Annotated in this window: 8 protein-coding genes, 3 tRNA genes and 3 rRNA genes; 2 read left to right on the top strand and 12 right to left on the bottom strand. The window is 36.2% G+C overall.

Features of this window, described 5'->3' with window-relative positions:
- On the bottom strand, window positions 1-1,356 hold the full coding sequence (gene glmU / locus P856_RS00425) for a bifunctional UDP-N-acetylglucosamine diphosphorylase/glucosamine-1-phosphate N-acetyltransferase GlmU (RefSeq protein WP_025300214.1): 1,356 nt from the start codon (window positions 1,354-1,356) through the stop codon (window positions 1-3).
- A gap of 1,877 nt (window positions 1,357-3,233) precedes the next feature.
- Between glmU and P856_RS00420 the strand changes: the two genes are divergently transcribed.
- Entirely contained in the window at window positions 3,234-3,599 is a 366-nt protein-coding gene (locus tag P856_RS00420; protein ID WP_025300213.1) for a DUF2852 domain-containing protein, read from the top strand.
- A 1,519-nt stretch (window positions 3,600-5,118) separates the two neighbouring features.
- Here P856_RS00420 and pgmG read toward each other — a convergent pair.
- The 3 genes from pgmG to P856_RS00405 form a co-directional block, all read right to left on the bottom strand.
- On the bottom strand, window positions 5,119-6,507 hold the full coding sequence (gene pgmG, locus P856_RS00415; RefSeq protein ID WP_025300212.1) for a phosphoglucomutase/phosphomannomutase PgmG: 1,389 nt from the start codon (window positions 6,505-6,507) through the stop codon (window positions 5,119-5,121).
- Between the two features lie 3 nt (window positions 6,508-6,510).
- Window positions 6,511-7,860, bottom strand: coding sequence for a UDP-glucose dehydrogenase family protein (locus tag P856_RS00410; protein WP_025300211.1), 1,350 nt, complete (start codon window positions 7,858-7,860; stop codon window positions 6,511-6,513).
- Between the two features lie 2,563 nt (window positions 7,861-10,423).
- A complete protein-coding gene (locus tag P856_RS00405) occupies window positions 10,424-11,647 on the bottom strand; it encodes an aspartate kinase (RefSeq protein WP_025300210.1) in 1,224 nt (407 codons plus the stop codon).
- A gap of 167 nt (window positions 11,648-11,814) precedes the next feature.
- On the opposite strand from P856_RS00405, the gene ubiG reads away from it, so the two are divergent.
- The gene (ubiG, locus tag P856_RS00400; protein WP_081713447.1) at window positions 11,815-12,669 is read left to right on the top strand and encodes a bifunctional 2-polyprenyl-6-hydroxyphenol methylase/3-demethylubiquinol 3-O-methyltransferase UbiG; all 855 of its coding nucleotides are present in this window, start codon (window positions 11,815-11,817) and stop codon (window positions 12,667-12,669) included.
- Window positions 12,670-13,971: 1,302 nt separating this feature from the next.
- Here ubiG and P856_RS00395 read toward each other — a convergent pair.
- The 8 genes from P856_RS00395 to P856_RS00360 form a co-directional block, all read right to left on the bottom strand.
- Window positions 13,972-14,048, bottom strand: a tRNA-Met gene (locus P856_RS00395).
- A 66-nt stretch (window positions 14,049-14,114) separates the two neighbouring features.
- A 5S ribosomal RNA gene (rrf, locus tag P856_RS00390) occupies window positions 14,115-14,229 on the bottom strand.
- Window positions 14,230-14,406: 177 nt separating this feature from the next.
- Window positions 14,407-17,157, bottom strand: a 23S ribosomal RNA gene (locus P856_RS00385).
- 410 nt (window positions 17,158-17,567) lie between these two features.
- Window positions 17,568-17,644, bottom strand: a tRNA-Ile gene (locus tag P856_RS00380).
- 48 nt (window positions 17,645-17,692) lie between these two features.
- Window positions 17,693-17,768, bottom strand: a tRNA-Ala gene (locus tag P856_RS00375).
- A gap of 129 nt (window positions 17,769-17,897) precedes the next feature.
- Window positions 17,898-19,387 (bottom strand): 16S ribosomal RNA (locus P856_RS00370).
- Together the 16S, 23S and 5S rRNA genes with 3 tRNA genes alongside form the textbook arrangement of a ribosomal RNA operon.
- 2,274 nt (window positions 19,388-21,661) lie before the next feature.
- Window positions 21,662-23,749 (bottom strand): NAD-dependent DNA ligase LigA, encoded by a 2,088-nt coding sequence (ligA, locus tag P856_RS00365; RefSeq protein WP_025300208.1) that lies wholly within the window; start codon window positions 23,747-23,749, stop codon window positions 21,662-21,664.
- A gap of 921 nt (window positions 23,750-24,670) precedes the next feature.
- Window positions 24,671-25,456 carry an outer membrane protein assembly factor BamD gene (locus tag P856_RS00360; protein WP_025300207.1) on the bottom strand — a complete coding sequence of 262 codons (786 nt, stop codon included), beginning with the start codon at window positions 25,454-25,456 and terminating at the stop codon, window positions 24,671-24,673.
- Window positions 25,457-25,543: the final 87 nt, after the last annotated feature.

The raw sequence follows: 25,543 nt of genomic DNA, 5'->3' as shown, positions 1-25,543 counted from the left end.
TTAGTCTTTCGTTTTTTTGTTAATAATATGTCCTTTGCGCAAGCGTTTTCCCCAGCCAGGAATAGTCTTACTTTTACCACGCACCACTAATAAGTCATCGTCATTCACATTAGTGGTTACGGTAGAGCCCGCCCCAATTACAGCTCCATCACCAATCATTAAAGGTGCTATTAGTACAGTATTTGAACCTATAAAAGACTCAGCTCCAATATTAGTATATTGCTTGTTGATGCCATCGTAATTACAAGTGATAGTGCCAGCCCCAATATTGGCAGCATTACCTACCCGGGCATCACCTATATAACTTAAATGATTAGCTTTAGCTGAGGACTCAATCTCAGCGTTCTTTACTTCTACGAAATTACCTACATGTGCTGCGGCGCCGATTCGTGTGCCAGATCGTAAGCGTGCATATGGTCCAATTGATGCACCAACGCTAACATGTGTATTCTCTAGATGACTAAAAGCGTAGATTTGCGCGCCCTTTTCCACAACTACTTTTAATCCAAACACCACATGAGGACCAACTGTTACATCTTGTGCTAACTTAGTGTCATGACTAAAAAAGACAGTATCTGGTGCATTCATAGTTACACCGCCGTCCATTGCTAATGCGCGTAATTTAGTTTGCATCGCATCTTCTGCCCGAGCAAGAGCAATACGGCAATCAACTCCTTGGGTTTCTACCGGATTACAGTTAACAACATCGCAACATCGGCCAGAAAGGCGAGCAATACGCACTAAGTCAGTTAAGTGGAAATTATCCGTTTGAGCATCAATCTTCCGCAGCATGTCAAACATGACTGACGCATCGATTGCCATCGCTCCACCGTTACATTTTTTGATCGATAGCACCTGAGGATTAGCGTCTCGCACTTCAATTATTCGTTCTAACGTTCCATCCGAAGCTAATAAAAGACGTCCGTAAAGTGCGGCATCATCTGGTTCAAAACCTAAAACTACTACTGCTGGATTGTTTATCTTTTTTCGCGCAGTAATTAAATTAGACAAAGAGTGATAACTGATCATCGGGGTATCGCCAAAACATACCAAAACAGTACCTCCGTAAGTACACCAATCTTCTAACTCCTTAGCTGTAGAAAGGACAGCATCTCCAGTCCCGAGAGGTGAATTTTGTACAGCAACAATAGCGCGGTTGCATGCAGCCTTACGCACCATTTTATGAGCAGGAGAAGTGACTACTATAATGGGATCAGCATTAATATTGACGACCGCATCCAGTACCCATTCAAGCATAGGCTTGCCTGCTACTGGGTGGAGTACTTTAGGTAAGGCTGATTTCATGCGCGTTCCCATGCCTGCTGCAAGGACTATTGCTGCAATTCTTTCGCTCATGAAATACCCTCCTTACTACTGTTTAAATAACACAATACTGCTTTTAGCCCAAAATTCTTAAACGCTAGTGTATGCTAGCAGCTGAATACATTGCGCGAAAAAGATTTTGCAAAGTGTTACAACAATGTAGATTTATTAGCTTGTTAAAATATAAAATAAATATGTTGACGGCGTGATCGGTAAAAATAAATCTTAAGTATAAATGTTAAGTATAATTAAGGTAGTTTTTTATGAGTAGTAAGCTTAATCTATAAAGCGGTTAAGAAACTCAGCAAAAACAGATCTTTAAATGGTAGAGACTACAGAAGTATTACTAATGATGGCATTTAAGAGTCTTGCGTTAGCAAACATAGAAAAATTTTCCTAATGAAAATATATCTTAGCTAAAATATGATTTTATACAATAATTTATATATACAATAATATTACTGTAACTCAAATGTAGCTTAAGCAAAAAATTACATATTTATGGGATTATTTCTGGAATAACACTCGTCGGTTACTGCAATTTAAAGGCTGTACGGTCGAAAAGTTAGTAATAAATGATTTTTGATGCTAGGGGAGATCGAGCAAAAAACTCAAGTCGTCGAATTACTATAAAAATAAACTTAATCTTTGTACTATAGCTATTATAATGGGCTAAGCCTCCTCTAAACTAAATTTAAAATTTATTGCTGTTATGATCCTAAGTTAAATAAAAGCATTTTCGAGTATTTCGTTAAAAAAAACGTTGTTAGTACTAGAATTTTTAGCTTGGAACTATTATAGTATGCTGTAGGTTATATAGGAAACTGTATTTTTAACGTCTGAATAAGAAAAATAATACTTCTGAATAAGATAAAAGCACTAAGGTAAATGTGGTATTTTTTCTTTGTTGGAGTGATAAATTTATGGCATATCTTGCAGTTTGGCTTGTATGGCTTTGTCTTTGTATAGATGTAGCGCTTCATGCTTGAAGCGTTAACTGTGATTTTGTAACTTGTTGTTCATAGGTGTTTGTCATGCTTCAAGAGGTTGTTGTTATACTTCCTGCGATACTATGGTGGCTATTCGGTATTTGTAGTGTTATGTAAGTAGCTTTACAAAGAGGATTTTCAATAATAAATTGTTCATGGGGGTTTGTTATGATATTACCTGATTTACTATTTTGGTTGATAATAAGTCCTATTTATTGATAATAGGGGTTATTTGGCACTTATTAGCTTGCCTTTAGATTTCTAAGTACTAAATTGTTCATAGGTGTTTGTTATGATATTAACTCTAATGTGGTTGATAAAAGTTGTTCATGGGGGTTTGTTATGATATTACCTGATTTACTATTTTGGTTGATAATAAGTCCTATTTATTGATAATAGGGGTTATTTGGCACTTATTAGCTTGCCTTTAGATTTCTAAGTACTAAATTGTTCATAGGTGTTTGTTATGCTTCAAGAGGTTGTTGTTATACTTCCTGCGATACTATGGTGGCTATTCGGTATTTGTAGTGTTATGTAAGTAGCTTTACAAAGAAGATTTCTAAAGAGCTATTAAATTAGTTACCTAATTTTAGGTCTATTGTACTAGTAGCTATACAAACAATTACAGATCAACTGTTTGTATAGCTATTTTCGTATATTGTATCTATTTTTACTAATTTTGGCTCTTTTATTTTCATACTTTTTTATATTGATGCGATTTTTAGTAAAATTTATTTTTACTGCTTTAAGTTTAGCTAAAGTATTTCTTTAGTTGTGATATAAAATCTAAGTTTTTAGTTAATTTTTGGTTATTATTCAAAATCGCGGTTGATGAGTTTATTTTATTTTTTTACGTGATTCACCTCTCTTATTACTCTATAATCTTGGATATAGATAATTTTATGGGGTAAATATACTACTATGGAACATGTTATTATGGGACTGATTTATAAACTAGATAAAATAGGTAAACTACCTTTGATTGGAATGATGCTTGCCGGCTTTATTTTTTTATGGCCTATTGGGTTAGTAATTTTTTGCTATATGATTTGGAGTGGAAGAATGAATTGTTGTAATTTTATCAATGCTCAATGGTCTAAGTTTAAAAATTCTGATAACGGATCAAGCGGTAACACTGCATTCGATGCTTACAAAACAGAAACCCTTCGCCAGCTCGAAGAAGAACAACAAGATTTTAAGAAGTTTCTCGAACAGCTTCGCCAATCCAAAGATCGTACTGAATTTGAGCAGTTTATGTCTCAGCGTCGTTCTTCTTCGGCTAAATAACCCACTTTATTGATATTGTTTTCTTAGTTTACGTTTTGCTGAAGGTGGAGTTATTTCTAGTTTATTTGTAAATAATATATTTTGACTAATTTATATTGTTGATTTAACTAATGCGTGAACTTCGCTTTAACAAAAGCGCAAGGTTGGCGTTTTATGTATCTAAATATTGTTTGCTTCTCTTAATTTAGAAAGTTTATAATATAAAGTTTTTAATTCAAATTAAGGTTGTTGATATTTAAAAGGTTATGTTTTCAATGATATAATATCAAGCAAGTGTTGTAATTGCTTTATAAAGATTTATTGAATTGAGTAGCTAATGTAATCTCAAATTAAAAAACCTTCTTCATTTATATGTTTTGATCGATCGCAAGGGCCAACTTTTATACGGCTCTTAAATGTTTTTATTTATAAATTGCTTATCTATTGTAATAGGTAATAATAAAGTGTATATATCCAAGGGCATGTTATGCAAAATAAATTTTTAGTTATCCATACAGTAGAATAATTTAGATACAAAGTTTTATTGATTTATCCTTGTTAATATAAAAATATTATTTTACTGTAAAATATCAGTCAGATAGGTAGTAATTCCCCGATATTTTCTCTAAAAAACATTTAAGATAACTTATTTAATAATCTTTTGATATTGCATTCAGGAATGCATAAAAACATTAGTTTTTTCCATAAAATAATTTTTTTATATATACTGATAATTTGTAAATAACTGCTCGCTTGTATATAAAATATAAGATCAACAACAAATAACAAAAATTTTATCTAGCTCTAACAAATAGATTAATGCTTTTTATCTAATCCGGATTTTTGCGATAAATTATTCATAATACCAATAAAAATAACTAAATTTAGTAAATAAGTTGCTTATCAAGCAATGCGAAATTATTAGTGAATAAGTAACGGTATCTTTACAAAGATTTATAAAAGGGTACATCTTTATTATCTTTTTTTAATTATCTGATGATTACAACTATACGAAAATCAAGCAAAATGTAATTGTTGGTTTATAAAATAATTATTTATTAATTACAACATTTTCCTCTAGACTAGAACCATAGTAATCGTCTAATAAACGCATCGTAAAATCTAATTTACTAATAAAAATCTTAAATTAATCAACAAAGCACTTTCAGACTAGTTCGTTGAATTAATTTTAAATATAGTGAACGATATTACTTAGGCATAGCGTGAACTTTAAATTATAATATTTGCCAATCGATGCATGAAAATTTTGCTTTATAACGATAATCAAACCAAGCATAAGTTTAAATTACATATTAAATTTTAGCAATAGCATATTTACTAGTTAGTCGATAAATTTCTTGCTTAATAAAGCAAAGCACAACAATAGCAACTTACAATTAGTTGCTAGAGTTAAGCTAAATAATTAAAATAATTGCTATCTAATATAAGCATTTTTTAAAGGACTATTATCGTAATTATCATCTTTAATAAAATTAACGCATATAAATTATTGATTTTAAAACTTTAATTACATAGTCCGTCAAAAAATCGAAATATTTTCCAAACCAACACTGTGAATAACACCTAAAAGTTCTTTTTTAAGCAATTCCAACGTATCTAAACTTTTAGCCTCGCAACGTGCAACTAACAGGTCTTGGGTATTAGAAGCGCGCAATAACCACCAACCGTTCTTAGAGCTTACCCGCACTCCATCAATATCGCTTACTGAGATATCATCACGCCCCTTAAGCAATAATTTAACATTTTCAATTATAGGCAATATTCGTGTTTTAGCACAAGAAAATCGAATTTCTGGTGTGCTCAACATCTTTGGTAGATCATCATTCCAGTCAGAAAGTGAACGATTGGATGTTGATAGCAAAGATAACATACGTAAAGCAGCGTAAAGAGCGTCATCAAAACCATAATAACAATCTTTAAAAAAAATATGCCCGCTTCTTTCTCCCGCTAGCAAAGCACCAGTTTTCATCATCTTACTTTTAATTAGCGAATGACCAGTACACCACATCAAAGGTGATCCTCCCAACTTACTGACATGATCAAACAAGACTTGACTAGTCTTTACGTCAGCTATGACAGCGGCTCCTGGATTTTTAGCAAGAACCTCACTAGCGTAAATAGCCAGAAGTTGATCTCCCCAAATTACTCGGCCACTTTCATCAATTAAGCCAATTCGGTCACCATCACCATCAAATGCTACCCCTAAATCCGCCCTAGACAATAATACGGCAGTTCGTAAACCTTCGAGGGTATTTGGTAGAGTTGGATCTGGATGATGATTTGGAAAAGTACCGTCTATCTCAGAATAAAGCACTGTATGACTACCAGGTAAGGCATCAGCCAGGGCATTTACTACTGGTCCAGTTGTGCCATTACCACAATCCCAAACTACTGAAAGCTCTCGGCCAAATCGATAATCCATTAGCAAGCGAGATATATAAGCTTCCAAGACTGGCACACTTTTTACTGATCCAAAACCTGAAGTATAGCTACCTGTCATAGCAATTTGGCTCATAAGTTGTATATCAGATCCAAAGAAAGGTGCAGTCCCCAACATCATTTTAAAACCATTATATTCTGGAGGATTATGTGAACCAGTAATCATGATACCGCCATCCACGCCTAAATGATATATTCCAAAATACAATGCTGGACTGGGGCAGACTCCTACATCTAATACGTTTATCCCTGCAGTTACCAACCCCTTAATTGTATAGTTTGCTATCTCTGATGAAGAAACACGACCGTCACGACCGACCACTACACCGACACCACCACGCGATGTAACAATCGTCCCAAAAGCCCTTCCAAGCGCATAAGCATCAATCATTTTTAGTTCGCTACCAACCAAACCGCGCACATCATACCTGCGTAGGATAGTGGGATCGAATTGATGAACATCAGTCAAAGCCTAGGTCTCATTAAAAGTGCTACTCACATTACCTAAAGATTGTAGGGTACGACCAATACATGTATAAGTAATACCAACATCCTCTATTGCCTGCGGATCATATATATTACGCAAATCAACCATCACTGGTGTTTTTAAGATAGACTTCATGTGGAAAACATCAAGCAAGCGAAACTCATTCCAATCAGTGATGATTGCAACAGCATCAGCTCCTTCCATAGCTGCGTAGGGATTCTGATAGTATTTTATTTCAGGTAGCAGCTTGACCGCTTTTTCCATACCTTTAGGGTCATATCCATGCAAAATAGCGCCATCCTTTAGCAATTCCGACACGATATCAAGCGCAGGACTATTACGCAGGTCATCAGTATTTGATTTAAAGGTCAAACCTAGCAAAGCTATAGTTTTGCCAGCAACCGAACCACCACTCGCCTCAACGATTCGAGCAGCCATTGCTTTTTTGCGTTTACTATTAACATCCACAACAGTTTCAATAATACGCAACGGGGAACCATAATGTTGAGCAGTCTTAATTAGCGCCATAGCATCCTTAGGAAGGCAGGATCCACCATAGCCAGGCCCAGGATGCAAAAATTTATGACCAATCCGATCGTCGAATCCGAGGCCTAGAGCAACTTCATGAACATCAGCTCCTATTCGCTCGCACAAGTCAGCAATCTCGTTGATAAACGTAATCTTAGTTGCCAAAAAAGTATTAGATGCATACTTAATCATTTCGCTTGTTTCTAATTTGGTGAAAACAAATGGAGTTTTATTCAATAGCAGAGGTTGATAAATTTGACGCATAATTGCGCGTGAACGATCATTATCCGAGCCAATCACTATGCGATCAGGACGCATAAAGTCATTAACTGCTGTACCTTCACGCAAAAATTCTGGATTAGAACAAATATCAAAATCACGATCTGGACAACGCTCACGAATAATATGTTCAATTTCACGACTAGTGCCTACAGGTACAGTTGACTTAGTAACTACAACAATATATTCATCAATATTATCAGCAATTTCAGTAACAGCAGAATAGATTGAGCTGAGGTCAGCATACCCCCCGCTCAGTCTATTAGTAGGAGTACCAACAGTAATAAAAACTGCATCACAATCCCTCATTCCTTCTGCAATATCAGTAGTAAAAAAAAGGCGTAAAGCCTTAACGTTATTGGATACTAAATCATCTAGACCGGGTTCAAAGATTGGAATCTTACCTGCTTGCAACATGCGAATTTTTTCTGCATTTTTATCAATGCAAGCTACTTCTAGGCCAAATTCAGAAAAACAAGCGCCAGTAACTAAGCCGACATAGCCTACGCCGATCATCGCAATGCGCATTAATTTACTCTTTGTCTTTAAGATGAATGAGCAACACTACCATTCGTTTATAAATAGAATTAGATGAATAATTTCAATTGTAAAGCAATTAATTAGTTTATTTTATAAAGCTAATTAATTTTTATTATTTTTGGGTATTATAATATAGAATCTAACAAATGAATAAGCCGATAAACGCAAAACTATTGTTGCTACTCATAGCTATTTTTACTTTGGTAAAACTTGATAGTTTTTCTAGAATAAAGAAATAGTGCAATTGTAGATTATTTCTTTTAATGCGTTATTATTTAATTAAATAGAGTAATCAAATAATAATATATAATCATTAATTAATGATGGATTAATTATTAATTAATTAATTCTACTTATTTTTTATAATTAATTGCTTGAATAATATATTATTCAGCTATAATGGAAAGACTTTCAGTAAATATGAGATGCTTAATACATAAATGTTAATGTTTCTATACATAAATAGATCTGTATACTCTTAAAAAACTTCTCTTTAGCTTTTAGTTATTTTTATTAAAAATTTCTGTTCGTTGTTCATATAGTAATTACTCAAAAATCACTTTAAGAATTTTGCATTCTTCTGCAACGTTCTTTTAATAAAAATCAAATATAACTTACTATAATCGACTCTTGAAAATAAATACGCAATAATGATAATACAGCAATATCAATATTGTTGCTGTTTATGACTAAAGAATTGTAAACGATACCAGTAGATAGCAAAGCCGAAGTATTATGAAAGCTAACGTCGACTCATCGATTAATACACAGTTAAGCGCCGAATAGAATAAAAATAAGATGGTAGGAAAATTAAACGGGCCATATCCCATATTAGATATCATAATTGCAGTACGATCTACTAAATATAAGAGACAAAAACCAAGCAATAGGGAATTATCTCATCTTAAAGCTAAAGATTAGCTTATCTAAATATTAGGAGAGGAAAAACTATTTTATACAGCTAGTCAGAATCTTACCTAATAATAATTCTTGCGCACTCGCAATCTAATCCAGAGATTATAGTAATAACTTGCAAATAATATGCAAGTTATTACTATAATAAATTCAAACTTAATTTCCCAATAAGCCATCGAACAATTACTCAATTATGCATATAGCTGTAAAGCAGGCAATGACTATTTTCAAACTAGTAGTTCTTTAAATGAATTATCGGACTAGCTATACTGAAACTAATTTAAAAATTTAATTTACTTTTGTACTTTTGTAATTTATATGAAAATAGCTAGCAAGCTAGAAACACCTATTATCTGAACAAAAAGCAGAAGTTTAATTTCTTCTTACGCAAGAATTGATTCCTCAGTACTATTACCAGGCTTAAACATACTCATCAGAGAACTTAACGGATAAGTGCAGTGCAACAACGATATTATTACTTATTAAGTTGTTTTATTTATGTACCCTAGATGCTCATATTTGGACAATTAGTCAAACAAATATTCCTTTCATATCTTACAAGAGCTATAACATAAAGCTAATCTGATTGTTAAGCTAATCAGAAACATTATCCGACTAATTTTACAGCACAATGTACCTCAATATCTTACTTCTCGCTAAAAAAAGGAATAAGCTATAAAAGGATTTTTGATTTTCTTCCTAATTTTTAGATGCAACGCGCAATTTTGATATACAGCGAGCAACGTTCCTTAAAAAATTATAACAATTACTAAAAGTATATAATATACACAAGTTAACTTATAACAAATCAATAAATTATTTATTTTATCATTATAGTAAACTATAACATTATCATAACATATAATAGCAAGCTACTGCTTTCGCAATAAATACTAATTTATAAGCTAAAATATCTTCAATTTCGTCAATTGATCTCAATAAATACACAATCTAATGCCAAAGGTTAAATTACTATACTTCTGTATAAAATACCTATAAACAAACGAATATAACATTCGGATAAGATATACCTAGTTAATACAACATATCTCCTTAAGAAGAGATTGTATCAACATTACGTCAAAATAATTATGGTTCTTAGTTTTTGATATGTAGAAGTAACTATCCGCAACATAATTTATTATGAGATCAACTTATTCGCTGATAACGATCACTAGACTGTTCATTCGCGAATATAGAATTACAATTTATCTAAAAATTCTCTCGCCAGATAAAAGTAATCAATTATTAAAATCTAGTTGATTAATAATTATAACTCGCATCTTACTATAAGTAATATAAATTTAATATCTAATAAACACTTACTGCAAAGTGTACCAATAAATATTTGTAATTAAGTAAAAATATTATATCTTTTCTATCTACTAGCACTAATGCTTAATAATTGTTAATAATACATAAAACACACAAGTCTAAATCTTGACTAGACAATTACACACCTTAACTAATTAATAGAGAGCTATAATTCAATCAAAAACAGCACTGAGTTTAAAATTATTCATAATTGATTAAGCAAAATATCTATTCGAGCGGAATAAAAAGCATAGATCTCATTATTAAATTAATGATTGAGCAATTATATTAATTTCAGGTATTACCTTTAATACACTTACAATCACCCATCAGTGTCTAAACCATAGGCAGTATGAAGAGCTTGCAGAGCAAGATCAAGATACTTAGAAGAGATCAAGACACTAATTCTGATCTCCGAAGTCGTGATTAATTGAATATTAATACCGCATTTTGCCAGAGTATGAAACATTATTTTAGCTACACCTGGTTGGCTGCGCATACCGACTCCGACCACTGAAATTTTGCAAACCATTGCATTAGAAATAATATCTACATAGCCAAGATCTTTCTTCAAAACATTAAGCATCTTACATGCAAGATTAAGATTACTAGAATTGACAGTAAATGTAAGATCTGTAAAATCACCATTTTGACTAACATTTTGAACAATCATATCAACGTTGATAGCTGCTTTAGCTAAGGATTCAAAAATTGCAGCAGCTACACCTGGACAATCAGTTAATCCAATTAAAGTTACTTTAGCTTCGTTAGTGCTGTAAGCAATACTGGTTACAACCTGCTTCTCCACTAATCCTCCCTCTTTAACTATCAACGTGCCTGGTTTTTTATCTAAGCTAGAAAGAACCTGGACTGGCAAAGCATAAAGAGCAGCCATGATAACCGCTCGACTATGAAGTACCTTTGCACCATGAGATGCTAGTTCCAGCATCTCTTCATATGCAATAAAATCTATCTTGCGCGCCTTTGCGATCAGATGCGGATCAGTTGTGTAAACTCCTTCTACGTCAGTATATATATCGCATCGATCAGCTTGCAATGAAGCAGCTAATGCTACAGCAGAAGTATCTGATCCACCACGCCCAAGCGTAGTAATACGCTTATTAGGTCCAATACCCTGAAAGCCCGCAACGACAGCTATCTGACCTTGGACAATTTCTTTTAGTATAATACTGCTATCAATACTGATAATACGAGCGTTACCGTGAACGCAGTCGGTATAAATAGGAATCTGCCAAGCAAGCCAAGATCTAGCTTTGAGACCTAAATTTTGCAGTGCTAAGGCTAGCAACCCAACGGTTATCTGCTCACCTGAAGAAACAACTATATCATATTCTTCGCTTCTTTGCAGTTGTGCAACAGCGTTACTCCAAGCAGCAAGCTGATCGGTGGTACCAGACATAGCAGAAACCACTACCGCAACTTCATTGCCAAGATCAACTTCTGCTTTGACGAGACGCGCTACATTTTTTATACGATCTGTATTACTTACAGAAGTGCCGCCAAACTTCATAACGATGCGCGCCATCGTTTATTAACTCCAATTATTTTTGCATAATAGATTTATCTATTTTAAGCACTCTATCTAGCACTCCTTGCGATAACAAATTTATATAACTATTAATATATGTGTAATATATAATATAATTAAAAAGCAAGCGAGTTAGCTATATAATTTTTATGGATAAATTCATCATGCTCAGATCTTTGTTTCGGCTAATAACCAAAGCTCAATCTAACCAAGCTTCGCTCAATACTACTGTACATAACACATCCGATATAGATGTTATAAATAACTTTGCAAAAATCGCTGAACAATGGTGGAATCCAGAGAAGGAGCACTGGCTTTTGCACTGTTTAGTGCCCGTACGCATGCAACTAATTAGAGATTGTTTAGCACCAGTAGGAAAAAATACTAGCAAAATTCAAGCACTAGCTGGTCTTAAAGTACTTGATGTTGGGTGTGGAGGAGGATTGCTATCAGAGCCAATGGCTAGATTAGGAGCAAAAGTAACCGGAATAGATCCTGATTCTGCAGGTATATCTGTTGCTATCGATCACGCGCTTAATATGGGACTAAATATTGATTATCAGATTGCAGCACCTGAAAATCTAGTTGAAAAAGATCAGTACTTCGATGCAGTCATAGCTAGCGAAGTTATTGAGCATGTGAGTGCAAAATCGCTATTTTTAAATGCTTTAGCATCACTACTAAAGCCAGGGGGAATTATAATAATAACCACAATTAATCGAACTTTCCGCTCTTATATACAAGCAATCGTAGGGGCAGAATACATCCTACGCTGGATTCCTCCGGGTACTCATAGATGGAATAATTTTTTAACACCTTCAGAACTTACAGCAATGCTAAAGACAATCAGTTTTGATGTAAATCCAGCTCTCGGCTTTATATTTAAGCCAATTGAGAAAACTTTTACCATATCGACCAATCTACAAATGAACTATGCATTAATAGCTCGAAAAAAGATTAATCATGAACTTAAGGAACCCAAAATAAATAGTAGGGAAAGATTTTTTCTTACCACTTAGATAACATTTATATCATAAAATAACATCATATTTATCTTCTTTTTTAGATAAGTTATTGCTGCACATAGAAGTGCTAAAAATTATTCTATTTCAGCAATACTACTAGTAATTAATTATACAAACAATGAACTGATCCCCCAATAAATATCATATAACATAATTTCTAGTATTAATAAACAACTTCATGCAATAATATAAAAATTGCAATCGATAGTAAACATAATCAATAAGCATAGAGATCTTCATCTCATATCAATCATACCAAAATAATTTAAACAATTTTAGCGATTATTTATTATATTTTAGATGATTTTTAAGAGCTGTGCTTCTCTTTAAAACATAACCCAAATATTTATAATCTTGATTATTGATTTATCTATTAAAAACACCCCTATAAAATTAATTAGTCAAATATCTAATTAAATTAATTATTATTAAATTGAGTAAAAACAAATTAAGTAAAATTCAAATAGCAACCGGGATAACTTAACGTCAAGCATTAAAAATATTCTATTTCAACGTAGCATAAAATCTAGAAAAAGATAATTTTCATGCTGCGTGGCTTAAGCATTGGTAGTTGGTTAGTGCTAAACTAGCTTACGCAATCCAAAGCAAAAAATAAAATATCCAGCAAATTAAACCCAATGACAGTAAAGCACTAATTTAAAAAACGCTTCTTATTAGAGCAATTTCTGACAAATAGCGTTGAATCAATCATATCATCCAAAAAAAAAATACCTTAAAAGATAACAATAACTATATTTTATTAATTAACTAAACTACACATACAAACTGCAAAAAATTACTTCTATAAATTCCCTTATTTTTGAAAAATAAAAACAAATGCAGAATATTATAACTTATAAAATCAAAAAATTTACTTATAAAACATCTTCACATAAAATATCTAAGCTAATTTACAGAAAAACAATTAATTATAAAAAGGAAAATTAAGAAAAATCACATGCATGTTACTTTCATTACATATAAAAATAAAAATTTACCTTGCTTTAAAAGCAAAGCTATTGATTAGCATCTTGATCAAGAAAACACTTACCTATAACTTAATAAAAAACTTATAAATAAATAAAAATAGACAAAAACCTTCTCTCACCTTTCTCTATCTTAAGGATAATCTGCCATACATAACTTAAAAAGTTATCCTTCAACATGGTGTATAAAGACTAATCTATAGGACGCATGAGTTAATTAGAAAGAACATTCTTAAATTATATATAATAATATCAAAGTATAAATCATGAAAAATTCCCAATAATCCGTCGATCTAATTTATTGGGTAAATGGTTGTGGGGGCAGGATTTGAACCTGCGACTTTCAGGTTATGAGCCTGACGAGCTACCGGACTGCTCTACCCCGCGGATATAAAGCATTTTACTTTCTGTGCAACAAAATAGAAGCATAGTTTGCAATCTTTAGATTGCAAGACCTGGCAGTGACCTACTCTCCCACGCCTTAAGACGCAGTACCATCGGCGCTGAAAGTTTTCACGGCCGAGTTCGAGATGGGATCGGGTGTAATGCTTTCGCTATAACCACCAGGTCATGAAATCTAATAGATATTAACTTAACTTAATAAATCAATGTCTCTAAGTTAACTTAAACACTAAAATTAACTAAAACGCTGTCTGTTATGCTGTTTGGCTAGTATATTATAACCCATATGCTTGTCGTTGGAGGTAGGTAGAAAAATTTAATTATAAATTCAGTTGGGATGTGATCGATCAAGCCAATCGAACTATTAGTACTGGTTAGCTTCACGTGTTAGCACGCTTCCACACCCAGCCTATCTACGTGGTAGTCTTCCACGGTTCTTAAGCGAGACCTAGTTTTGAGGGAGGCTTCCCGCTTAGATGCTTTCAGCGGTTATCCTTTCCACACATAGCTACCCGGCGATGCGGCTGGCGCCACAACCGGTCCACCAGAGGTGTGTCCATCCCGGTCCTCTCGTACTAGGGACAGCTCCTCTCAAGTCTCGAACACCCACGGCAGATAGGGACCGAACTGTCTCACGACGTTCTAAACCCAGCACACGTACCACTTTAATCGGCGAACAGCCGAACCCTTGGGACCAGCTACAGCCCCAGGATGTGATGAGCCGACATCGAGGTGCCAAACACCCCCGTCGATGTGAACTCTTGGGGGGTATCAGCCTGTTATCCCCGGCGTACCTTTTATCCGTTGAGCGATGGCCCTTCCACACGGTACCACCGGATCACTATGACCGACTTTCGTCTCTGCTCGGCCCGTCAGCCTCGCAGTCAGGCAGGCTTGTGCCATTACACTCAACAGCTGATTTCTGACCAGCTTGAGCCTACCATCGCGCGCCTCCGTTACTCTTTAGGAGGCGACCGCCCCAGTCAAACTACCCACCATGCATGATCCCGGATCCGGATAACGGATCTCGGTTAGAAATCAAAAAATCAAAGGGCGGTATTTCAAGGTAGGCTCCACACTAACTAGCGCCTGTGCTTCATAGCCTCCCGCCTATCCTACACATTAATCATCTAATTTCAGTACAAAGCTGTAGTAAAGGTGCACGGGGTCTTTCCGTCTGACCGTGGGTACTCCGCATCTTCACGGAGAATTCAATTTCGCTGAGTCTATGTTGGAGACAGCGGGGAAGTCGTTACGCCATTCGTGCAGGTCGGAACTTACCCGACAAGGAATTTCGCTACCTTAGGACCGTTATAGTTACGGCCGCCGTTTACCGGGGCTTCAATTCAAAGCTTGCACCTCTCCTCTTAACCTTCCGGCACCGGGCAGGCGTTAGACCCTATACTTCGTCTGGAAGACTTAGCAGAGTCCTGTGTTTTTAGTAAACAGTCGCTACCCCCTACTCTGTGCCACCCTCTACTGGTTGCCCAATAAAGGGTCCCTCTTATCCCTAAGTTACGAGGGCATTTTGCCGAGTTCCTTCAACATAGTTCTCTCAAGCGCCTCGGTATTCTCTACCAGTCCACCTGTGTCGGTTTTGGGTACGGTCTATTAGAGGCGGAGCTATTTCCTGGAACACTTAGACAGCTTTCTCAATCCAATAAGAAAAAACCATTTTCAGCATCCGTCACTACCGCCAGGTTTAGGAATATTAACCTAATTCCCATCGATTACGGCTTTCACCCTCATCTTAGGGGCCGACTAACCCTGCGCGGATTAACCTTGCGCAGGAAACCTTGGACTTACGGCGAGAGTGTTTCTCACACTCTTTGTCGCTACTCATGTCAGCATTCTCACTTCCGATACCTCCAGGACTTTTTACAAAATCCCTTCACAGGCTTACGGAACGCTCCGCTACCATCCAGTTGTTTTATTAACTGAATCCTCAGCTTCGGCGGGCCGCTTGAGCCCCGATACATCTTCGGCGCAGGCGGGCTTATTTAGACCAGTGAGCTATTACGCTTTCTTTAAAGGATGGCTGCTTCTAAGCCAACTTCCTGGTTGTCTTGGCCTTCCCACATCCTTTCCCACTTAGCTGCCACTTAGGGGCCTTAGCTGGAGGTCTGGGCTGTTTCCCTCTTGTCCACGGACCTTAGCACCCATGGACTGTCTGCTGTATTATACTCGTCGGTATTCGGAGTTTGGTTAGGTTTGGTAAGGTTCGCACCCCCTAGCTTATCCAGTGCTCTACCCCCGACGGTAATCACACAACGCGCTACCTAAATAGCTTTCGCGGAGAACCAGCTATTTCTGAGTTTGATTGGCCTTTCACCCCTAGCCACAGGTCATCCCCGCCTTTTTCAACAGACGTGGGTTCGGTCCTCCAGTGCGTGTTACCGCACCTTCAACCTGCCCATAGCTAGATCACTCAGTTTCGGGTCTAATCCAACGAACTCAACGCCCTAATTAAGACTCGCTTTCGCTACGCCTTCACCTAACGGCTTAAGCTCGCTCGTCAGACTAACTCGCTGACCCATTATACAAAAGGTACGCGGTCACCTCGTAAAGAGGCTCCCACTGCTTGTAGGCGCTCAGTTTCAGATCTCTTTCACTTCCCTTATCGGGATATTTTTCACCTTTCCCTCACGGTACTAGTTCACTATCGGTCATTGAGGAGTACTTAGGCTTGGAGGGTGGTCCCCCCATATTCAATCAAGGTTTCACGTGCCCCGATCTACTCATGGACAAAAACAAGCATTATCGGTACTGGGCTATCACCTACTATGGCCTAACTTTCCAGAAAGTTCCCGTTCTCTYGCAATTGCCGCTGGCCTGGTCCGCGTTCGCTCGTCACTACTAACAGAGTCTCGGTTGATGTCCTTTCCTCCGGTTACTTAGATATTTCAGTTCACCGGGTTCGCTTCGTTGCTTTATGTATTCATACAACGATGGCCCTAAAGAGCCAGGTTTCCCCATTCGGAAATCTCTGGATCAAAGCTTATTCGCAGCTCCCCAAAGCTTTTCGCAGCGTATTACGTCCTTCATCGCCTCTCAATGCCAAGGCATCCACTAAACGCCCTTGAGACGCTTGATCGATCCCACCTCCAACGGCCAACATACGTGCTATATATTTTTGCTAATGGTTAATAACTTATAAAAGCTACCGCAATAGTAATACTATCCATCTAGGACCCTTAAAAAAAATCCCAGCGCTTATAAGTAACCATTAAACTTTACTATATAACCAGCAGAATACCATCTAAGCAGAACCGCTCAGCATTACAGTCAGCACCAACCCAGTTTTATAAAGCTTCAACAACTTTCGTAGTAGCAAACTTTAATTTCAAAAACTGGGTTAACACTCTATTAACCATGTCTAAAAAACAAAACCCGCCTGATAATCCAGGCTAACCCATATCATAATATGGGTAACTTATGCGCTTTCATACGAGACTCAGCTTTATGATTACGCTTTAATTATCCACCTCAACTAACTAGAGAAATTGGTAGGCTAGGGAAGATTTGAACTTCCGACCCCACGCTTATCAAGCGTGTGCTCTAACCAACTGAGCTACTAGCCCAGATTAAAAGTAATAAAAGACTAAATTTACTACAAGCTAAACAACAATTGGTGGAGGCGGACGGAATCGAACCGACGACCTGCGGCATGCAAAGCCGCCACTCTCCCAACTGAGCTACGCCCCCCCCGAATTACCGGGTGCGTTAAAAGACCTATAAAATAAAAGCTCAAAAAGTAAAACGGTTTTCTTGTAAGCTGACCTCGACGAAAGAGATGCGCTGGCGGCGGTTATTAAATTTAGCCAGTTTTTTTAGAAAGGAGGTGATCCAGCCGCAGGTTCCCCTACGGCTACCTTGTTACGACTTCACCCCAGTCGCTGACCTTACCGTGATCGGCTGCCTCCTTTCGGTTAGCTCACCGTTTTCGGGTAAAACCAACTCCCATGGTGTGACGGGCGGTGTGTACAAGGCCCGGGAACGTATTCACCGTGGCATTCTGATCCACGATTACTAGCGATTCCACCTTCATGCACTCGAGTTGCAGAGTGCAATCCGAACTGAGACGGCTTTTGAGGATTAGCTCTAGGTCACCCTTTTGCTGCCCATTGTCACCGCCATTGTAGGACGTGTGTAGCCCAGCTCATAAGGGCCATGAGGACTTGACGTCATCCCCACCTTCCTCCTGCTTTTCACAGGCAGTTCCGCCAGAGTGCCCGGCCTAACCGCTGGCAACTGGCAGTAAGGGTTGCGCTCGTTGCGGGACTTAACCCAACATCTCACGACACGAGCTGACGACAGCCATGCAGCACCTGTGTGAGGGCCAGCCGAACTGAAGGTTATTGTCTCCAATAACCACACCCTCCATGTCAAGAGCTGGTAAGGTTCTGCGCGTTGCTTCGAATTAAACCACATGCTCCACCGCTTGTGCGGGCCCCCGTCAATTCCTTTGAGTTTTAACCTTGCGGCCGTACTCCCCAGGCGGAGTGCTTAATGCGTTAGCGACGACACTGAAGGACATAGCCTCCAACGTCTAGCACTCATCGTTTACGGCGTGGACTACCAGGGTATCTAATCCTGTTTGCTCCCCACGCTTTCGCGCCTTAGCGTCAGACAAACGGGCCAGGCAGCCGCCTTCGCCACTGGCGTTCTTTCCAATATCTACGAATTTCACCTCTACACTGGAAATTCCACCACCCTCTCCCGCTCTCGAGCTACGCAGTATTGAAAGCAGTTCCTAGGTTGAGCCCAGGGCTTTCACTTCCAACTTACATAACCGCCTACGCGCCCTTTACGCCCAGTAATTCCGAACAACGCTTGCCCCCTCCGTATTACCGCGACTGCTGGCACGGAGTTAGCCGGGACTTCTTATCCGACTACCGTCATCATCGTCATCGGCGAAAGTGCTTTACAACCCTAAGGCCTTCATCACACACGCGGCATTGCTGGATCAGGCTTTCGCCCATTGTCCAATATTCCTCACTGCTGCTTCCCGTAGGAATCTGGGCCGTGTCTCAGTCCCAGTGTGGCTGATCATCCTCTCAGACCAGCTACCGATCAAAGCCTTGGTGAGCCATTACCTCACCAACAAGCTAATCGGACGCGGGCCCCTCTTAAGGCGATAAAATCTTTACCCCTTAGGGATTATATGGTATTAGCGGCCGTTTCCAGCCGTTATTCCATACCTTAAGGCAGGTTCCCACGCGTTACTCACCCGTGCGCCACTACTCTGTAAAGAGCCGTTCGACTTGCATGTGTTAGGCATGCCGCCAGCGTTCGTTCTGAGCCAGGATCAAACTCTCAGGTTGATTGTTTGTTTTATTTAGATATAAAACAAACTTCAACAAGAGCCATCCATAAACATTCAAATTGACGTGCTCATACGGTTTATAATTTATAAACGAGCATTAATAAGGATGCTGTGGAAGGCGAAATTTCTGACAATTCTGCATTTACAAAACGCCAAAAAATCAATCAAGTAAGCTAAGCAATTTCTTGCTTAGTTGATTGTAATCTGGTAAAAACAACGAACCGCCGCCCGCGCATCCCTTTCATCTTCACAAACAATGTCAAAAAGCACTTAAATTAACTAAAATACGCAACAGGACCAGTAAATAAAACGATTCTAGAAGCTATTCAACTCCATCGCAAATGAACGTAAATCATGCGCGGCGAAGAAGTACGGATATAGCTATACTATCCCCAAAAAACAAGTAGCTGCTCTAAAAGTAATGCTCGACCATGAAATTATTTTTCACTCACTAACAATTTAGACGTATTCTCGTTAAAGATCTTCCTTCAATGTATCGAAATTACTGGGATGTATAAAAAAGCATTTTGGGAAATTCCTTCATTTAAGCTAATCTTAAACAATGCTTTACCAAAAGAATCATTCATTTGTCATTTAATCCATTGTCACAAGAATACAAAAATAAAAATTTAAAATGAATTATTTCAATTATATCATTATCAAAATAATATCATCTAAAAAAGATGATTTAGAATAAATCGATTAGTTTAGAAAAAGATCATAACATAGATTTATTATACTAAAATCTATAGAATTGATTCATTTAAATCAATCAGGATTTAAAGATTATTAAGTATTATTCTAACAAAATTTACGCTCAATAAAAGCATATTAATCATTTACGGTTTTTTGTTGAGGATATAGGCATTCAATATCTTTAAAAGACTTTAGAATAAATATCTATCTTATAGCAATAATTCATCTTTTAAGTAAGATCCTTTAATTTAATCATGCTATATCCAAAAGCACATTAATTGCATAGATTAACTAAAGACCTGCTATGGGAAATGAATAGAATTAGGTTAACTCGAACTTAATTCCGAAAGCCTGATAAAATTGATCATATTAATAATTACTTATATCTGAAACGGCGGGGATTATTAAAGCATAATCACGTTAAAATTTTTTTCTAAATTCATTTCAAATTAACCTCTGCCCAGTAAAATTACTTTTATATTAATGATATTGTTCAATATCATAGTGAATTATCTAGATTAAGATTTTTGATCTAGATTAAGATTTTTGATCTAGATTAAGATTTTTGATACACAAAAATTTAAGCTCATAACATATGCAAACTGTTTAATAATTTAAGTAAAGTTTATAATGCTATAGGATAGTTTGTAATTCGAGAATAATAAAAACAACTTAATGTTAAGTTAGATTGCGTAATTACAGTCTAAAAAAATAAAATAAATCATTTATGAAGTTTAAAGAGCAAGGTTTACTTAATTAGCTACAGCTAATTAACAAAAATTATTATTGAATTAGAAATAGCTGATTTTTTGATTATGACTCATTAAATTGTTTCTAAGTTACCTTAGAAATAACTACTAAATCATAAAATTTTACATTTTAATAAAAATTGTTTAGCAGTTAAATAAATAACTGACTTGTATTTAATCTGGAAAAATCATAAATTAGAATAAATTATATTTATTTGGAAAAGATCTCTTGCTTGCTTAAAGCAAGATTGAATAATACAAAAATATTATGACATAAATATCTAATGTATAACGTAAATATCTGCTGTGACTTCACAAGTATTAAATTTATCCTACCCAAAAATCTATTTTGCGTTAGAGCTTTTTATATACTTTTCCATGAGCGTTCTTTAGGGAGAGATTATACTCTGTAAGTAAGGAACGAGGCATAGATCAAATAAAATCTTTGACCCTGCCAACAACATATAAATTTATTATTCTAATATATCTGATCTAGAGAATGCTATTGAAGATCAACTCATATCTAAACTAAAACCAAGTATCAAAGCATTGAGCTACGCTTTGCAAGTACTATTACCGATAAATAGATAAAAAGCAGCATGTTCAGTGTTTTGGAATTATTCATATGATTAAAAATTTCTAGCTTTTATACCAAGGTTTATTTATGTAAGATAGTATGAATATCTGTAAAAAAATCCAAAGTAAAATACTGCTATGATATATTTTATAACTGATAAGCGCAATGTGTGGTATTCTCTGCTTGATATATTACGCATAATGTAAGCTATGGCTGTATTGAGATTGTCTTGCTTAAAAAAAGTAATCTTCTAAAAAATATGTTTAATCAAAGTAAGTAATTCCTCTTCACTTATCATTTTGATACCAAGTGCTTTAGCCTTCACCGCCTTAAAGCCTGGGTCTGCTCCAACTACAACATAATCTGTTTTTTTTGATACATATCCAACAACCTTAGCGCCAAGCGATTCTAGTGATGATTTAGCATCATTGCGATGAATACATTGCAAAGTGCCTGTAAAAACCATGGTTTTTCCAGCAATACAATTATTAGATACCTGAGAGGGCTTAAATTCTTCAATTGTAAGCTCTTTGATTAAGTCATCAAGCAATTTTCTGTTGTAAGAATTAGCGAAAAAATTAACCAATTCATTAACTAATGCATCTCCAATATGATTGATGCTGATCAGCTCAGCATAGGCATTATTTGTCATATTAACTGCTTGCATCATGGCAGAATGCATTGCATTTATACTACCGTAGTGATTGGCAAGCAAACGAGAGATATTTTTGCCTACTTGACGAATTCCCAGAGAATAAATAAACCGCTCTAAGCTTATTGTTCGTCTACCCTCAATAGCTGCTAACAATTTATCAGTAGATACTATCTTACTTTCTTTGTAACCAATCAGCTTATTACGATGTTCGCTAAGCCGAAAAATGCTAGCTGGAGTATCAATTATTCCCCAATAATAATACTGTGATATCTGCTTTACGCCAAAGCCGCTAATATCAAAAGCTTCACGACTGACAAAATGTTTTAATTGGGCAATCGCCTGAGCAGAGCATTTTATATTACCGCTGCAGCGGCGCACGGATTGATCATCTAACCGAACTGCTTTGGAGCCGCAGCGTGGGCAATAATCTGGAAATATGTATTGCTGTGAATCATTTGGTCGTTTATCATCAATAACTCCAATAACTTGAGGAATTACATCACCTGCACGATGAATTATCACAGTATCTCCGACCCGGAGGTCTTTGCGGTAGATTTCATCTTCGTTATGCAAATTTGCGTTAGTAATAGTCACACCACAAATTTTTACTGGTTTCAATCGAGCAACCGGAGTTAAAGTACCTGTACGGCCAACCTGAATAACAATTTCACGCAAAATAGTAGTAACTTGCTCAGTCTTAAATTTATGGGCAATAGCCCAACGCGGTGAGCGACTGATCATGCCAAGTTGATTCTGCCAATCCATTCTGTTAACTTTATAAACTACTCCGTCAATTTCATAAGGTAAATCGTAGCGCTTTAAAGCAATCTTCGCATAAACTTCAAGCATATCCTCTAAGTTATCATGCAACTCAGATAACGGATTAACAATAAAATTCCATTCCCGCAACTCCTTAAGACATTCTTCTTGAGTACCAGTGTAAAGATCACTAACTGCTCCCCAAGAATAGGCAAAAAATCGCAATGGCCTAGTGCGAGTAATTTGAGGATCTAACTGTCTCAGAGAGCCAGCAGCCGCATTGCGTGGATTAGCAAAAAGTTTCGCACCAGCATTCGCTTGGCGCTCGTTCAAAGCAAGAAAATCTTCCTTGTTAATATAAATTTCACCACGTACCTCGATAACTTCTGGTACATTTTTGGGCAAAATTTTAGGAATTTCTTTAATGTTTTCAAGATTACGTGTAATATTCTCACCTTCAATACCATCGCCACGAGTTGCTCCTTGAACTAGTTTTCTGTTTTCGTAGCGTAAAGAAAGTGATAAGCCATCAATTTTAGGCTCAGTCATCATTGCAATAGGAGTGCCATTCGGAAGCTTAAGAAAACGACGTACACGGCGCACAAACTCTCTAACATCTTTACTATCAAAGGCATTGGTTAATGACAACATTGGAAGAGCGTGCCGAACTTTGCTAAAACCTTTCGCTGGTCCAGGCGCTACAATTTCGCTGGGGCTATCATATCTTTTCGATTTAGGAAATCTTTTCTCAATTGCTTTATTGCGCAAACGAAGCTGATCATACTCCGAGTCATCCAGATTAGGCGCATTTTTTTGATAGTAAAGTACGTCTGCTTTAGCGATGATCTTAGCTAAACGAGCTAGCTCTTCTTTCGCTTGGATTTCAGTCAATTCTTCAACGGCTTTATATTTAGCATAATTCATAAAATCATTTACTTTAATACTAAATTAATAAAAATATAATTCTTTTATGGTTTGACAAAAGCACAAATTATTCTGCCTTACTTGTATTGTCTTTTAGTAATTCTCTAAGCACAGAGAGAAAAATTATCCGCAAGATCCAATATAATAAAAGTTTATAGCACAAACCATGGTAAGCAGGATCACATTAAGCGTCCTATTCATTTTTAAATATTTAATAAGCATGATAACATTAAATAAATGAGCAAATAAATTAAACTGATTGAAGCTTTATCCGTCAGCATGCTTTCATAATATTTTTTAAATATTACTGCATGAAATACAAATTTAGAGCTTACATTAGCTTTTAAATAATTGCATAACTTATCCTAAGTTATGCAAGGTTGCTAGCAGCATAATTAAGAATTTATCGTCTAGTTCTACTATAGAGACTATAGATCTTTTCCGAGTTTAGCGCTGACAAAATGATCATTGCATTAATAAACATTTGTCGATTAACTAAAATACGCAGAGTTATTTATCAACTTTTATTTAAAGCTATTTAAGCAAGTCTACTCAAGAAGTTAGATTTAACACTAGAATGAACAATGTAATGTAAAAATATTTATAGGCAGTTGCCCTATTTCATTAATGGAAGTGCTGCATTGCAAATAGCTAAATTCAGACAACTCATGAAAACAAAACATTAACAATCTTAATGTAATTAAGGCAATTAGATTTACTTGAATAAAGTGTGATAGATTAATCAGTGATTTAAGTGCCAAATAATTTCTTTATCTTAGTTAAATAAATTTCTTTTACTCAAAACTACACAATAAATAGCTAATTTACTCGATCTTGAATAAACTACTAAACTTATTAGTATTTCACAATAATCATTTTCGCTCAATGAAATATCTATTTTATTTATCCTTATGACCGTGTTTAATCAGTATTAACTAACGAATAAGCATGTTCATACCATCTCGAGCCAGGATCGTTATACCCAAGAACTGAAACAGTACGCTTAGCTTCCTCAACCAAACCTAAAGTCATGTAGCACTCTGCCATGCGCATCAATGCTTCGGGTAACTGTTCAGTCGTATCAAATTCTGTAACAACATGCTGAAAACGATTGATAGCAGCAAGATATTGTCCTTGACGCATGTACCAACGTCCAATACTCATTTCTTGGCCAGCTAAATGGTTACAAACCAGGTCAATCTTGAAATTAGCATCAAGAGCGTATTTTGAATACGGAAAGCGCTTAACTAAAGCTTTAAAGGAAAAAAGGGCCTCACCAGTTAACTTCTGATCGCGTTCCACATCAACAATTTGTTCATAGTAACACAAACCTTTGAGATAAAGTGCGTAATCAACATTGTGGTTACCTGGATTAAGCTGAATAAAACGATCTAGTGCTAACACTGCGTCGTCATATTTATTGGATTGATAAAGTGCATATGCAGACATTACCTGAGCTTGATTCGCCCAAACAGAATACGGATATTGTCGTTCAACTTCATCAAATAGAGGAGCTGCTTTTTTAAAATTCCCCAAAAGTACCGCACTATAGGCATTATTGTACAACTCATCGACAGTTTGTTCAACATACTCTGAATTATGTTTTGTAGCGCATGCAGACAAAAGAATGCTTAAAGCGATAAAAAAAAATCTTAACATAAGAGCTGTTAGTGACGGCATCTTCAATATTTGTTTCGCTAATAGCATTCTCGTTTCACATACGCTTATTGAGAAAGAAAATTAAGTAAACCAAACAACACACTTGAAAACAAACATATTCAAGCATAAAGATTC

The sequence above is a fragment of the Candidatus Endolissoclinum faulkneri L5 genome, from assembly GCF_000510265.1.
Taxonomy (GTDB): Bacteria; Pseudomonadota; Alphaproteobacteria; order Thalassobaculales; family Thalassobaculaceae; genus Thalassobaculum; species Thalassobaculum faulkneri_A.
This window is presented reverse-complemented; position numbering and strand designations above follow the sequence as displayed.